This is a genomic window from Empedobacter sp. 225-1 (assembly GCF_030328185.1).
GTDB classification, from domain to species: Bacteria; Bacteroidota; Bacteroidia; order Flavobacteriales; family Weeksellaceae; genus Empedobacter; species Empedobacter stercoris.
Window position 1 is genome coordinate 122,249 of the sequence record NZ_JACALO010000001.1, and the last position, 15,159, is coordinate 137,407.

Annotated in this window: 11 protein-coding genes and 1 pseudogene; 8 read left to right on the forward strand and 4 right to left on the reverse strand. The window is 31.5% G+C overall.

Features of this window, described 5'->3' with window-relative positions; all coding sequences use genetic code 11:
* Position 1: 1 nt before the first annotated feature.
* Positions 2-565 carry an anthranilate synthase component II gene (locus HX088_RS00630; RefSeq protein WP_225539152.1) on the reverse strand — a complete coding sequence of 188 codons (564 nt, stop codon included), beginning with the start codon at positions 563-565 and terminating at the stop codon, positions 2-4.
* A 3-nt stretch (positions 566-568) separates the two neighbouring features.
* Entirely contained in the window at positions 569-1,963 is a 1,395-nt protein-coding gene (locus HX088_RS00635) for an anthranilate synthase component I family protein (RefSeq protein WP_286482960.1), read from the reverse strand.
* Between the two features lie 253 nt (positions 1,964-2,216).
* Here HX088_RS00635 and HX088_RS00640 point away from each other — a divergent pair, with 253 nt between their 5' ends.
* The 8 genes from HX088_RS00640 (at position 2,217) to HX088_RS00675 (ending at position 12,273) form a co-directional block, all read left to right on the forward strand.
* Positions 2,217-2,993: an enoyl-CoA hydratase/isomerase family protein gene (locus HX088_RS00640; RefSeq protein ID WP_171623880.1), complete on the forward strand. Its 777-nt coding sequence runs from the start codon at positions 2,217-2,219 to the stop codon at positions 2,991-2,993.
* A 63-nt stretch (positions 2,994-3,056) separates the two neighbouring features.
* Positions 3,057-3,833, forward strand: a complete 777-nt coding sequence (locus HX088_RS00645) for an SH3 domain-containing protein (protein WP_188319322.1) — start codon at positions 3,057-3,059, stop codon at positions 3,831-3,833.
* 5 nt (positions 3,834-3,838) lie between these two features.
* Complete coding sequence (locus tag HX088_RS00650) at positions 3,839-4,543, forward strand: SDR family oxidoreductase (RefSeq protein ID WP_286482961.1); 705 nt, start codon at positions 3,839-3,841, stop codon at positions 4,541-4,543.
* A gap of 125 nt (positions 4,544-4,668) precedes the next feature.
* Positions 4,669-5,727, forward strand: coding sequence for a glycosyltransferase family 9 protein (locus HX088_RS00655; RefSeq protein WP_286482962.1), 1,059 nt, complete (start codon positions 4,669-4,671; stop codon positions 5,725-5,727).
* A 105-nt stretch (positions 5,728-5,832) separates the two neighbouring features.
* A complete protein-coding gene (locus HX088_RS00660; protein ID WP_188319320.1) occupies positions 5,833-6,546 on the forward strand; it encodes a glycosyltransferase family 2 protein in 714 nt (237 codons plus the stop codon).
* The gene (locus HX088_RS00665; protein ID WP_188319319.1) at positions 6,546-7,181 is read left to right on the forward strand and encodes a lipid-A-disaccharide synthase N-terminal domain-containing protein; all 636 of its coding nucleotides are present in this window, start codon (positions 6,546-6,548) and stop codon (positions 7,179-7,181) included. Before HX088_RS00660 ends, HX088_RS00665 begins: the two co-directional genes overlap by 1 nt.
* Positions 7,165-8,796 (forward strand): ArnT family glycosyltransferase, encoded by a 1,632-nt coding sequence (locus HX088_RS00670; protein WP_286482963.1) that lies wholly within the window; start codon positions 7,165-7,167, stop codon positions 8,794-8,796. Before HX088_RS00665 ends, HX088_RS00670 begins: the two co-directional genes overlap by 17 nt.
* Before the next feature lie 54 nt (positions 8,797-8,850).
* Positions 8,851-12,273 (forward strand): DUF8818 domain-containing protein, encoded by a 3,423-nt coding sequence (locus tag HX088_RS00675; RefSeq protein WP_286482964.1) that lies wholly within the window; start codon positions 8,851-8,853, stop codon positions 12,271-12,273.
* Between the two features lie 45 nt (positions 12,274-12,318).
* Here the strand turns inward: HX088_RS00675 and HX088_RS00680 are convergent, their stop codons facing one another.
* Together HX088_RS00680 and HX088_RS00685 are read right to left on the reverse strand one after the other, a co-directional pair.
* Positions 12,319-14,682, reverse strand: a complete 2,364-nt coding sequence (locus HX088_RS00680; protein ID WP_260541797.1) for a hypothetical protein — start codon at positions 14,680-14,682, stop codon at positions 12,319-12,321.
* 286 nt (positions 14,683-14,968) lie between these two features.
* A pseudogene (locus HX088_RS00685) lies at positions 14,969-15,159 on the reverse strand (IS30 family transposase); the annotation flags it as partial.

The following is a 15,159-nucleotide window of genomic DNA, read 5'->3' on the forward strand; positions in this document are numbered from 1 at the left end:
TTTAATTTTCTAACCAATTTTTAATCATTTGATCTCCTTCTGGCGTTAAAATAGATTCTGGATGAAACTGAACTCCTCGCACATCATACGTTTTGTGACGTAAGGCCATTATTTCTTCGTTTGGCCCGATTGCGGTAATTTCTAAATCGTCTGGAAAATTTTCATTCGAAACAACCCAAGAATGGTAGCGTCCAACTTCTAAACTCTCTTGTAAATTCTTGAATATGATATCATCTTTAATGACTTTTATGGTTGATTTAACACCATGAAATACTTCTTGCGTGTTTAATAATTTCCCTCCAAAAACTTCTCCAATTGCTTGTTGACCAAGGCAAACTCCGAAAATAGATTTGGTTGATGCATATTTTTTAATAATAGGTTTCAGTAAATTAGCTTCGTCAGGAATTCCTGGACCTGGAGAAAGTAATATTTTATCATACAAATTCACTTCTTCTAAAGATATTCCATCGTTGCGAACAACTGTGATATCGGTTGCATATTTTTTCAATGAATGCACTAAATTATAAGTGAACGAATCGTAATTATCGATGACTAAAATTTTCATAGTTTATAGATTTTGAGCGATTTCGATAGAGCGACGAAGTGCGCCTAATTTATGATTGACTTCTTGTAATTCATTTTCTTCAACCGATTTGGAAACAACTCCAGCACCAGCCTGAAAATATAAGGTATTTTGTATGCTAACAAACGTGCGTATGGCAATTGCCATGTTGATATCACCATTGAATCCTAAATAACCAATAGCTCCTCCATAAACACCACGATTTTGATTTTCATAGGTATCTAACAATTCCATTGCCTTGAATTTTGGTGCTCCAGAAAGTGTTCCAGCAGGAAAAGAATCTGCGAATATTTTCATGGTATTGACACTTGTATCCAATTGAGCAGTTACTTTTGAAACCATGTGAATCACATGAGAAAAATATTGAATTTCTTTGTATTCAGCCACTTCAACATTTGTAGAATTTCTACTCAAATCATTTCGAGCTAAATCAACTAACATTACGTGTTCTTCGTTTTCTTTCGGGTCTGCAATTAATTTTTCGGTTAATTCTTTATCCAAATTTGGGTTTCCAGTTCTACGAACTGTTCCTGCGATTGGATGAATCTCGGCGTGATTATTATTGATGATTATTTGTGCTTCTGGTGAAGAACCAAATATTTTAAAGTTGCCATAATCGAAATAAAATAAATATGGCGAAGGGTTTACAGAGCGTAAAATGCGGTAAACATTAAATTCATCGCCCGAAAATTTTTGTTTGTATTGTCTTGATGGAACAATCTGAAACACATCACCACGAAAACAAGACTGTTTGCATTTTGTAACCATTTTTTTGAATTCTTCATCCGTTAAATTTGATTCAATTTCACTTTCCACATTAAATGGATATTCAATGATTGACTTGTTGTTGATGACACTTTTAATTTCTGCAAATTTTGAAATAGTTTCCTCATTTTGAAATTCGATGAATTGAATTTCGTTGTGAAAATGATTAAAAACCACTATATTTTGATAAAATGAATAAGAAAATTCTGGAATTGTCGCTTCATTTCCTTGAGCAGAAAATTTTACCGTTTCGAAATGCGGAATAGCATCCCAAGCAATGTATCCAAACAAACCATTGACAGGTAAATCTTCTCCATTTTGGATATTGAATTGAGCGGTAAATTCCTTGAACTTTTCAGTTAAATTCTGACCTTTTAATTCATACTCTTTCGTCTTACCATTTTTGTAAGTTTCATTTACGATTCCTTTCGTTACCTTGAAAGTCGCGATCGGATTTAGGCAAATAAATGAATTTGCATCCGTCTTCGAATGGTAGTCTGAACTTTCTAATAATAACGCATTTGGATAAATGTCTCGCAACTTCAAATAGAGTTGAACAGGAGTCGTTAAATCAGCTAAAACAGTTTCTTTCTGTAAGTTAAAATTTAAATTCATTTGCTAAATATTAAGGTTTAGAGCACAAAAAAAGGCTTGTCGGTTACGACAAGCCTTTTCTACATATAATTGCATAGAGGTCTTACGAACCAACGTTTTGTTGTTCGATTAACCACCACCAGTTATTTGTAAATAATGTATTCATTGAGGCAAATTTAGAAAGGATTTTGAAACCAACAAATTATTTTTTGATAAATTTTTTAGTTCTTTCAACAATTGATATTTTTGAGAGAATAATAAAAACACAAATAAAATGGAAAATAATTATGACAATCTTATTGTTGAAGTAGAAAATAAAATCGCATTGGTAACTTTAAATCGTCCACAAGCATTAAATGCCTTGAACAAAGATTTATTAGAAGATCTTTCTAATTTTTTGACTAATGCAAACTCAAACGATGAAATTCGAGCGATTATTTTGACAGGTTCTGGAGAAAAATCTTTTGTAGCAGGTGCAGATATCAAAGAGTTTGCAAATTTCGATGGTCATCAAGGAGAACAATTGGCTGCGAAAGGGCAAGAAAATGTATTTGATAAAGTAGAAAACTTAACAAAACCTGTTATTGCGGCTGTTAACGGTTTCGCTTTAGGTGGAGGATTAGAATTGGCGATGGCTTCACATTTTCGTATCGCATCTACAAATGCAAAGTTAGGATTGCCAGAGGTTACTTTAGGTTTAATTCCTGGTTATGGTGGAACGCAACGTTTACCAAAATTAATTGGAAAAGGTCGTGCTATGCAGGCAATTATGACGGCAGATATGTTTACGGCAGATCGTGCGTATGAGATGGGATTGGTAAACGAAGTAGTGGAACAAGCAGAATTAATAAATCGTGCGAAAGAAATTGCAGGTAAAATTGTAAAGAATTCTTCTGTTGCTATTCGTCACGCGATCAAAGCAATAAATGCATCGGATAAAGACAATGGTTTTGAAATTGAAATTCAGAGTTTTGGAAATTTATTTGATGAAGATGATTTCAAAGAAGGAACAACAGCTTTTATAGAAAAAAGAAAGCCGAATTTTAACTAATTTTAGTTTAAAATAAATCAACAAAAAGCTTCAAGATTTCTTGAAGCTTTTTAATTTTACATCATGAAAAAAATAATTTTTGGATTCTTTCTGGTGATGAGTTCAATTGCTTTTTCGCAAGAAATTTATCAAGTTATTGCACAAGAAGGATTGACGATTAGAACTGCTCCAAATGGCAAACGTGTCGGAAAAATTCCATATGGTTATCCTGTTAAAATTTTAGAAAAAGGAGAAGCTTTTTCTATCAAAGATAGTGGAAAAGCGAAAAGTGGAAATTGGGTAAAAATTGATATCAGTTCTTCTAAATTAATTTTGGACGAAGGAGTGAATGAAGCCGTTTTACAAAATGATTTGTACACATTTAGTGGCTATTTGATTACACAACAAAATTTTATCAATCAGTTCGAAACAGAGATTGCTACACATCCTGCATTTAACGAATTTTATTTGGCAACTGCTTACAAATGTTTTGCGATAAAAGGTGATTTTTTTGGCGATGGTGTGGTTGATTATTTATATCGAATGATTGATACAAAGGGATATACGCGTCTGTATATAGTCAATAATTTGAAAAAAGGGAGTCAGATTTATGGATTAGGAGGAGAAAAAGATCCGTTCAAAATTAAAAATTATGATTTCGGAACGTTGATGATGATTCCAAAAGGAACGCCTCTTTATTCTAATTACAAAGATGGAATAAAGCGTAATTTAAATGGCGTTTCTAAAAATGAAATTGTAACTTTAGAGTATGATGCAATTTATGTACATCAAGAAAATGCAAAAGAAGGCGGTTATATTTACCGAAAAGATGGCAAATGGAATTGGTTAAATCAAAAATAATTATAATGCAAAATATAGAAAATAAAGTCGCGTATATTACAGGAGCAACAAAAGGAATTGGGTTAGGAATAGCAAAAGTTTTAGTTGAAAATGGACTTAAAGTTGCTATTTCAGGAAGAAACATAAATGATGTCGAAAAAGCACGCGAATACTTAGGAAAAGATAATGTTTTGGCTATTCAGTCAGATGTTAGACATTTCGAAGATGAGCAAAATGGTGTAGAACAAATTATTTCTGCTTTTGGTCGATTGGATATCGTCATCGCGAATGCTGGTTTAGGGAAATTTGCACCAGTAGATGAGCTTTCTTTAGAGGATTGGAACGCAATGATAGACACTAATTTAACAGGTGTTTTTCATACAATAAAAGCTTCTGTTGAGGCTTTGAAAGTGTCAAAAGGTTATTATATTTCGATCGCATCTTTAGCAGGAACTAATTTTTTTGCCAATGGTGCTGGATATAATGCTTCAAAATTTGGAGTAGTAGGGTTTACACAAGCAGCGATGTTAGATTTAAGAAATTATGATATCAAGTGTACAACGATCATGCCTGGTTCTGTAACATCTCACTTCAATGATCATGTCCCAAATTCTGAAGATGGATGGAAAATTCAGCCCGAAGATTTAGGACAAATGATAGTTGATTTGTTAAAAATGAATTCAAATGTTTTACCAAGTAAAATAGAAGTTCGTCCAACGAAAACAAAATAATGCAAAGGCCTCTAAAATGAGGTCTTTTTTTTTAAAAAAAAATAGTTGTAATTACCGATAGTTTACATAGTTTCGTGAAATATTTTAGATTGCAATATAAGTAATCTTCAAACGAACATTCTTTAATGAGTTTTAAGAAATCAATCAATCATTTTCGACGTACAATAATGCGTGGATTAACTGGAGGTATTGGCGATGGAAATTTGCCAAAAATAGAAAAAGATGAACTTCTTGAATTAAGAAGAGTATTGATAAACAGACCTAACCAACGTTTAGGAAATTTATTGTTAATAACACCTTTAGTACAAGAAATTATAAAAGATTTTCCAGAGGTGAAAATCGATTTATTTGTAAAAGGAAAGGTTGCTCCAATTATTTTCGAAAATTATCCACAAGTTGATCAAATAATAGAATTACCCAAAAAACCTTTTAAAGAATTAATTAACTACGCGAAAGTGTGGATGAAAATCAAACAAAAAAAGTACGATTTAGTCATTAATGTTGATAAAAATTCTTCTTCGGGTCGACTTTCTACTTCTTTTGCGAATTCTAAATATAAAATTTTTGGGAGTGAATTTGAACTTGATACAACTCAAGAAAATCAACTTCATCAAGCACAATATCCAGTTTATCAATTGAGAAAATTTAAAGAATTATTTAAAAATAAGCATGATCATTCTCCCATTCCATCTTTGGATATTCAGTTAACAGAAAAAGAGGTGCAAATAGGAAAAGAAACGCTTGATCATTTGACTAAAAATAGAGCAAAAAAAACATTAGCATTTTTCACCTATGCAACAGGTACGAAATGTTATGTAGCCGATTGGTGGACTGAATTTTATGAGGTTTTCTATCCAAAATATTCAGAAGAATATAATTTAATTGAGATTTTACCTGTCGAAAATATTTCAATGTTAACACATAAACTTCCTACTTTTTATAGCAAAGATGTAAGAGAAATTGCTGCAGTAATGAAAAATTGTGAATTTGTAATTGCTGCTGATTCTGGAATGATGCATCTAAGTTGTGCTGCTCCAACAAAGACAATCGGATTATTTAAAAGTGAAAGTTTTTTGAAACGCTATAAACCTTACGGAGAAGGAAATGCAGTAGTTTTAGTAAGTGAGGGCGATAAAGATAAGAATCCTATAATTCAAGAAATGGATAAACTACTTTCTGTTTAAGAATCAATATATTTAAATAATTGACAATAAACAAGTTGGTCTAAGCATTAATGTCTTATTTTTTATTTAATATTTCATAGCTTTGAACTTTGAAATATTAAATAAATGTCAACAGAATTCACAATTATTATTCCAATCTATAACGAAGAAGATAATTTGTTACGTTTGGAAAATGAGATGAATAAGTATGTAAAAACCGCTGTAAAATCAACTGAAATTTTACTGATTAATGATGGTTCTAAAGATAAAAGTTTACCATTAATCAAAGAAATCTGCCAAAGAAACGAGAAGTTTCACTACATATCTTTTGATAAAAATTATGGATTGTCAGCTGCAATAAAAGCTGGTTTTGATTCTGTACATTCGAAATGGGTAGGTTATATTGATGCAGATTTACAAACAGCTCCTGAAGATTTCAATAAGCTTTTAGGTTTAGCAGATCAATATGATTTGGTTACGGGTGTTCGTGCAGATCGTAAAGATTCTTTTGTGAAAAATATGTCATCTAAAATTGCAAATTCAATCCGAAGAGCTTTTACAAATGACGGAATGGATGATACCGGTTGTCCATTAAAAGTTATCAATGCTGATAAAGCGAAAAAGATTCCAATGTTCAAAGGGTTGCATCGTTTTTTACCAGCTATGATTCTACTTCAAAACGGAACTGTAACTCAAGTTCCCGTAAAACACTTTCCTCGAATTGCAGGCGAATCGAAATTCAATTTATGGAACCGTCTATTAGGTCCTTTGATGGATTGTTTTGCATTTGTTTGGATGAAGAAAAAATACATCAATTATAAGATTCAAGAAGGAGCATAATGTCAAATTGGATTATAATTAGCATTGGATTTATTGCGCAAACGCTTTTTTCAAGTCGGCTAATTTTGCAATGGATTGTTTCCGAAAAAAATAAAAAAGTACTTACACCAAAATTGTTTTGGGAAATTAGTCTTTTTGCCTCTGTACTTTTATTTTTATATGGTTATTTGCGTCATGATTTTTCGATTATGTTAGGTCAAACGCTAACATATTACATTTATATCAGAAACATACAGTTGCAAAATCATTGGCACGAATTCCCGAAAATTGTCCGTATTTTCTTGTATATTTTTCCTGTGTTAATTGTTTTGTATGGATTTAATAACGGTATTTTTGATGTAGATTTACTATTTAAAAACGAAAAAATTCCGACATGGTTGTTATCATTAGGGATTGTTTCTCAGGTTCTTTTCACCTTTCGGTTTATCTATCAATGGCTCTATTCTGAAAGAAAAAATGAATCACAATTACCAATGGGATTTTGGTTAATTAGTTTATCTGGGTCCTTATTGATTTTAATTTATGCAATTATCCGAAAAGATCCCGTTTTATTTGTTGGGCATTTTATGGGATTCATTGTTTATGCTCGAAATATATTAATCAAACGAAAAGAAAAAAATGGTTCAGTGGATTAAACAAAATTCAGTTTTATTTTTAATCATTGTGACAATCTTGATGTTGTTTGTCAACTTAGATGTTCTACAAACCAACATTATGGAAGCGAGAAATATAATTTCTGCGAGAGAAATGGTGAATAATGGAAATTGGATTTTTACTACACTTAATGGTTTACCTCGATACGAAAAACCACCTTTACCAACATGGATTACAGCTGTATTTGGAAATGTTTTTGGTTTCGAAAATTTCTTTTGGTTACGCGTTCCAGTTGTTTTAATTACCATTTTATTAGTTATTTGGTTTTATAAAACGTTAACAAAATTCGATTTAACAAAACAGCAAGTTGTAAATTCTTCATTGGTTTTGATTACGTCGTTTTACGTTTTTTTCTCAGGAAGAGATAACAATTGGGATATGTACACGCATAGTTTTATGATGGGTACAATTTTCTTTTTAGTGAAGGAGTTTCAAGTAACTAAATTTAATTTATTCAATTTTATAGTTGCATTTTTCTTCTTAGGATGTTCGATCATGAGCAAAGGTCCAGTTTCGTTGTATGCCTTATTTTTGCCATTTTTAATTGCTTATTTTTTAGTTTTTAGACAGAAATTAGGTAGAAATTTAAGCATCGCTTTATTGACGATTATATTGGGTTGTGTTGTAGGATTTGCTTGGATGTTGTATGTAAAATACTTTGATGCTGAGCACTTTTTAGCAGCTTCTACAAAAGAAGTAAACAATTGGCACAGTTACAATACTCGCCCAATTTATTATTACTGGAGCTTTTTTACACAATCTGGTTTGTGGACAATTCCAGCTTTGGTAAGTTTAATTTATCCTTATCTGAGACATAAAGTAACCAATAAAAGAGCCTATCAATTTGCATGGTTATGGACGGTTTTTTCTGTGGTTTTATTATCGTTAATTCCAGAAAAAAAATCAAGATATTTATTACCAGTTTTGATTCCATTAGCGATGAATATTGGTTTTTATATCGAATATTTAAGATTAGAATTTAAAAACTTTAGCAATAAAGTTGAAAAATATTTTACAAATTTCGCTTTTGGTTTATATGGTTTAATTGGAATTGTAATCGCTGTAGGAGTTTTTATTTATACAAAAGATCGGTTATCAGAATTTTTGGTTTGGTCGATTCCGTTTGCGGTTGTTGGATTAGTTTTAGGTCTATCAATACTCAAAGGATTAAAAATAAAGTCTTTCGAACAAGTATTTTATTCCACCGTATTATTGATGTGTACAGTTGTTGCATTTGGCTTTCCACTTTCAAAATTAACGTTTTCCGAGGAACTGTATTCATCAGCTAAAAATCTTCATAGATTAGAAAAACAATATCAGATTAAAACATACGAAACGCAAAGTTTTGTACCAGAAATAGTGTTAGATTATGGCACTTCTATTCCGGTAATTTATGATGGAAAGAAGCTAAATTTTCCGAAAGAAACGAAGTTTGGAATGTTAGCAAATCAATCCGATTCAATTTTGATAGCAGAACAATTTAAGAATTATTCGTTTCAAAAAATTGGCGTTGTCGATTTAAATCATTCGTCAGAAAATCAAAAAAATTATAATGATCGTATTCAAAAGGATTATTATTTAGTTCAAAAAAAGTGATTTACATTCGAGTAAAATTTTTAACCGAAAATATCGTTATTTATTAAAAATCTTTTGCAGTTTCGCGTTTTATTCTTTCTGAGTTTTTGGTTAGCAAACAGTTTTGTTTTTGCTCAAAATTTTGGTTGGAAAAATCCAAATTTCAGACAAGATTCTGTTCTAATTTCAGATACTATAAAACTTCAGTATAAAGGAATTTTAACCGAAAAATTTCAAGTTTTAGATTCTGCTGGTCATGCAATTCCAAAAGATCATTATTCAATTAATTTTGATCGAAACGAAATTTATTTCACAACTTCGTTAGCAAGACAAATGGTGAGAATCCAATATTTCGTCAATCCGAAATTGGTCGAATCAGTTTTCTACGCAAAGAATCCGTCGATTATTGTGAAAGATGACAAACCTGTTAACATTTTTTATCAACTCGAACCCGATTCAAAGAAAGCAACCAAAGATATTTTTGAAGGTTTAAATAGCAAAGGGTCGATGGTTCGTGGAATTCGTTTTGGGAATAACCAAAGTGGCTCTGTACAATCTTCGTTAGATTTGGAGCTGTCTGGTAAATTATCGGATGATATTACGGTAAGTGCGGCAATAGCGGACAATAATGTTCCGATAGAGTCTGATGGTTATACGCAGAATTTACAAGAATTTGATAAAGTTTACATCGAATTAGCCAATAAAAATTCTAAAATTAGAGCAGGACATATAGATATTAACACCAATCAAGAACGAGATTTTTTCAATCCATTCAATCAAAAAGTAACAGGTTTACAATTATCCACGCAATTAAAAAGTGAGAAATCTTCGACAACTATTTTTGCTTCAGGAAGTATTACACGAGGCGAATTTATGCGTGTTAATTTTGTAGGACAAGACGGAAATCAAGGTCCTTACCGCCTTTCAGGAAAGAACAATGAGCTGTATGTGATAATTATTTCGGGAAGTGAAAAAGTTTACATTGATGGTGTTCAATTAGAGCGAGGAGAGCAAAATGATTATGTTATTAATTACAATACGGGAGAAATTTCGTTTACGTCGAACCGATTAATTACTGCAAACACGCGTATTAATGTTGAGTATTTATATAATTCGCGCAATTATTCCCAAGTTTTACTTTACGGTGGAGCTGAGTATGAAACAGAACGATTAAAACTGTCAGGTTTTTTCTTTTCTCAAGGTGATTCGAAAAACAATTCGCTTGGAAATGATTTAACAGATGATGAAAAACAAATTTTGGCCAATGCAGGAAATGATCCAGCTAAAATGTACACTGTTTCTGCTGAAAGAATAAGTTATGATTCGAACCGAATTTTGTATCGAAAAGTGAACTTAAATGGCTTAGATATTTTTGAATATTCGACTGATCCAAATGACGAATTGTATCAAGTTGCGTTTACATACGTTGGTGCTAATCAAGGAAATTATCGTCAAATAAATGCAAACCAGAACGGAAAAGTTTTTCAATTTACTGAACCTATTACGGGTGTTTTACAAGGCGATTACGAACCAATTAAGCAATTGATTTCTCCAAAGAAATTACAGATTTATACACTAAATGGTCAATATCAGTTGAAAGATAATGGGAATATTGGTTTTAATGTAGGACTGAGTAATTATGATCAAAATTTATTTTCTTCGATTGATGATAACGCTAATTCTGGATTAGCAACTCGGATTTATGGAGAAAAAACATTTTCTTTTAACGATTGGAAAATCACACCTTATGCAGAATGGAATTTTATCAACAAAAATTACAAAAGTGCCGAGCGTTTGCGTGCGGTAGAATTTGCGCGTGATTTTAACTTGGAACAGGAATTAAGTGGCGTAAATCAGAATTTTATCACAGCAAAAATCAATTCAACTTGGAAAGAAAAATTTAACGCACAATACACATTTGATTATCTTGAAAATACAGGCCTGTACAAAGGTTTGAGAAATCAAATAGATGCGAATTATAAAACAGAAAAGGATGAGATTGTTGCGCAAGCCAATATTTTATCAACTAAAGCAACGCTTCAAAATACCAATTTTGCACGCTACATGATTGATGGAAAACGAAAAATTGGAACTAAATTTTGGATTGGTGCGCGTGTTTGGGGAGAAAATAATGATATCGATGATTTGGTACAAAATGAAAAATCGAATTTGAGTTTTAAATGGAATGAGTTTCAGTTGAAAGGAGGTTTTGCAGATTCTATTGGGCGAAAAATAGACTTAACGGTTTATCAACGTCAAGATGATTCGGTTCGTTTAGGGACTTGGCAAAATATTCAACAAAGTAAAGGGTTAATTTTTAATTCATCTCTAATTCAAAAACAAAATCATCAATTAGGTGTAAATTTTCATTATCGACGAGTAAATTATCAATTTTTGGATGCGCCAAACGAAGATTTTATGACGGGTAATGTGAAATGGTACAAAGCTTTTTTCAATCAAGGTTTGCAGTTAAATGTAGATTATGAAGTGGGGAGTGGAGTAGAGCCGCAGCGAGAATTTCAGTATGTAAAAGTTTCGGATGGAATGGGGATTTACAAATGGACGGATTATAACGGAGATGGAATAGAGCAAATTGATGAGTTTGAAGTGGCAGAATTTATCGATCAAGCAAATTATATTCGTGTATATACGAATACAATAGAGTATTTAAAAACAAATAAAAATCAATTCAATTTTACGTTACGTTTTCGTCCAAAACAGGTTTTCAATACTGAAAATGAATTCTGGAATCGTTGGATGTTTCAACAAAATATTTCGGCAAGTAATTCTTTACGCAAAGAAGGTTCGACGTTAGAATGGAATCCTTTTACAAAATCTGCGCAGATTTTAGGGAAAACAAGAAGTATTCGTTCATCGATTTTCTTTAATCAAGGAACGCAATATAAATGGTCGACGAATTTTATTTATAATCAACAACAATCCCAAACCTATGTTTATACAGGTTCTGAATACCGCGATTCGGATAGTTATTTGTTGCAAACACGTTACAAGATTTTAAAAGATTTGATTGCGAGTTTTGACACAGAATATATGGTAATTAATAGCGATTCGGAGATTTTTGCAAGTCGTCGTTACAAGTTAAACAATCTTCGTTTATCGCCAAAAATTAGTTATCAAACGGAGAAGTCAATTGTAGCTTCGTTGTTTTATAATTATCAGAATAAGAAAAATGTTTCTGGAGAAGAGCAATTAAATCAGTCTGATTTGGGTACAGAATTGCAATGGAATAGTTCGGAAAAGATGAGTTTGTTGGGAAGTTTTAGTTTTATCAACAATCAATTTGTGGGTAATCAAGAATCAATTGTAGGAAATCAAATGATGGAAGGTTTACGAGCAGGAAATAATTTTGTTTGGCAATTGCAATTGCAACGACAAATCACAAGTTTTCTGCAATTAAATATTTCGTATGATGGACGAAAAACGGAAGAGAATAAACCGATACATACCGGAAGCGTACAAGTACAGGCGAGGTTTTAAACAATAAAAAAAACGTTTTGAATAGCTCAAAACGTTTTTTTATTCTTATTCAATTTTACCTTCGTAGAAAACAGGGTTTCCTTTTTCGTCAAAACCAATTATGGTTAATTTGTAATTCCCTGGACTATCGTTGTTAAAATATTCGATGGATGTATTTTCTCCTGGTTCAATATACAAGTTTGGATTCCAAAATAAAGTACTTCTAATGTCATCTGGAACTTCGGAGTATAGAGATTCATAATCATCAAGACTAAAGTATGGGAGCGAATTGTTGTATCCACCTAATTGAATCAAATTATTCGTTAACATTGGTGTGTTGTCAATTGGCGCATCACTTCCTCTTTTGGTGTAAATAGCGATTGCATTTCCTAATAAACCTGCACCTTTGAATACTTTTACCATGGCAATATCTCGAATGTTTATTCCGTTTAGGTTGTCTGGAGAAATTTTCATTTCATTTAGATAAATATTAACTTCAGCATTTCTAATTTTTGGAATACCGTTAGAAACCGTAAGTCCAGCAACTCTTCCAGCTAAAAAATCAACCACGTTATAATAACCTTCGATGGGTTGAGGTTCGTTTACAAAATCAATTACTGTTTCGTTAATATTCTTAAACATTCCACTGCTCAATTCTTCGTTTAGCTTTATTGTTTTAGATTTACTATCGGCTTTTACCACAACTTCTTTTAATCGAATACTTTTATCATTAATGATTTTTATATTCTTCTTATAGGTATGTTGTTTTTCAATCTCTTTACTGTTTGCTGCATCCGATATTTCTTCTAACACATAAGGTGTAGCAGGTAATTTAGCTTTATACGCTTTTGTTTTATAATTTGGAGCAACCGATATAGTCAATGTTCCATTATTAGCGGGTTTAGAATTTTCCGAATTCAAAAAATAATTCATCGCCATAGGACCATAATAGAATAAATTATTCATTTCGAAACTTCCTTCGTAATCAGTGGAAAGTGTAGCAAAATTCTTCGGACTATCTTGCATTTTGTAGATAATACTCAATTCAGCATCGCTTAATTCTCTTCCATTCATGTACGCCTTTCCTTTATACGATAAATAACGTTTATCTGTTTCAAAATCAGGTTTTACAATGTTTCCTACGATGATATCTTCCCATGTGAATCTTCTCCATTTTTCTGTAATAAGTAGGGCATCCAAATTTTCAGAATATTCATTGTTCTTGAAATATTGAGCAGGATTGCTGATGTTTGAGGTGAAATCTCGCGACAACCAAATAGCCGAAAGTAAATTGTCTTCATCATTCTCTTTTTGATCTTTAATGACTGAAGCGAAGTTGATTTCTTGATCAGATTCAAGTTGTATTGTATTTAATTCGCGTGGACGAGTAGTTGTTTCGAAAGTAATGGCGGGTTTTTTATACAAATCATTGCGATTAATAAAGAGTAATCGATTGGCAATTTCTTGATCATTTTCATTGAAAACGGTAATGTTGAGAACTCCTTTATCATTCTCTAAAACTTCATTTGGGACAAGTGTAGATGCGGTTTCGATACTTTTTATAATCTGAGAACTCATCACAAGTTCATTGTTTATTGTACCAATAATTTTATGGTTTAACAAGGGATTTTCTTGATTAATACTTTTCAGTTGTATCATAATATCCTTGCTGTTACGCACAACTTTTAATAATACGCCTTCTTTTTTCGGTTCAGGTAAATCAATAATTTGTTGAATTCCTTTGTCATCAGTTATTTGTACTTGATAGAGTTTACCTTCTTCTGCTCTCAATGAAAATGTAGCCACGTTTTCATCTAAATTTTCAAATGTTGATAGTTGGTTGGTTGGATTGTCTTTCTCGAAAACAATTCCACGCCATTTTTTAGGTAACTTTCCGTCAGATTTTAATCGTACAGCGAATTTTGTCGTTTGATTTTGAATAAAATTTCCTCCTTCAGCGTGCGCTTTTGCATTCCATTTTAGGTTTTGATTTGGAACGATTTTTAATTTAGAATTTGGATTGAAAATCTTGATTTGATTAATGTATTGAAATTGCTCAGGAAAAAAAGTCATGTGAGTTGTGTACGCTCTCACAAAATAAATTCCTTCTTCATGTTCAGCTTTTGTGTTTAATGTTCCATCACTTTCTCCATTTATAATCGGCACCAATTTTCGGTTCAATAAGTTTTTATCTTTATCATATAATTCTACGATTAGATTGGTAGAGATCAAACTTGGTTGATATCCATTTAGTGTATAAGCTTTGAACCATATATTGTCTCCAGCAATGTAGTCTTGTTTATCAAATAATAAATAAACTTTTTCTTGTGCATAATTTGTCTGAAGACTTTTTATGGCTGTTTCTAATTTGGATTGCGCAAAAGTTGTAACTGTAATTAAGTATAATGCGAGTAAATAAAAATATTTCATGCGAGTATAAAATTATTTCGATTCAATAAATCTTAATCTTTAAAATTATTATTAACTTGACAGATAAAAAAATAAACATTTGTTAATTTTTTTTAATTGATAAAATCGATTTTATTTAATGAGTTGTTGAAAGATTTTTTATAAATAAACAAGCTGTTAGAATCCTCAAAAAAAAACAGTCAAATCTATTTAAGATACGAAATTTTAATTTATTTAGAGCTATTGCATATCATTTCAAATGAATGAATTATTGATGAATTTTACTATAGAAAAGTTAATGCCATGTTCAAGTTATAAGTGCAACTGGCCAAGTAGATTTTAGTTTTTCGATAGGGCTAATATAGCCAAACTTTCTTACTCTTCTATTGTTAATTAATTTTTCTATTTGTTTGATTCTTAGGTTACTTACTAAATTCAGGTCTGTTTTCTTTGGTAAAAATCTTCTTATCAAGCCTATTCTGTTCTCAACAGTTCCTT

Coding starts and splice junctions, on each gene's coding strand:
- HX088_RS00630 (WP_225539152.1), bottom strand. CDS start 565: ATGAAAATTTTAGTCATCGATAATTACGATTCGTTCACTTATAATTTA.
- HX088_RS00635 (WP_286482960.1), bottom strand. CDS start 1,963: ATGAATTTAAATTTTAACTTACAGAAAGAAACTGTTTTAGCTGATTTA.
- HX088_RS00640 (WP_171623880.1), top strand. CDS start 2,217: ATGGAAAATAATTATGACAATCTTATTGTTGAAGTAGAAAATAAAATC.
- HX088_RS00645 (WP_188319322.1), top strand. CDS start 3,057: ATGAAAAAAATAATTTTTGGATTCTTTCTGGTGATGAGTTCAATTGCT.
- HX088_RS00650 (WP_286482961.1), top strand. CDS start 3,839: ATGCAAAATATAGAAAATAAAGTCGCGTATATTACAGGAGCAACAAAA.
- HX088_RS00655 (WP_286482962.1), top strand. CDS start 4,669: ATGAGTTTTAAGAAATCAATCAATCATTTTCGACGTACAATAATGCGT.
- HX088_RS00660 (WP_188319320.1), top strand. CDS start 5,833: ATGTCAACAGAATTCACAATTATTATTCCAATCTATAACGAAGAAGAT.
- HX088_RS00665 (WP_188319319.1), top strand. CDS start 6,546: ATGTCAAATTGGATTATAATTAGCATTGGATTTATTGCGCAAACGCTT.
- HX088_RS00670 (WP_286482963.1), top strand. CDS start 7,165: ATGGTTCAGTGGATTAAACAAAATTCAGTTTTATTTTTAATCATTGTG.
- HX088_RS00680 (WP_260541797.1), bottom strand. CDS start 14,682: ATGAAATATTTTTATTTACTCGCATTATACTTAATTACAGTTACAACT.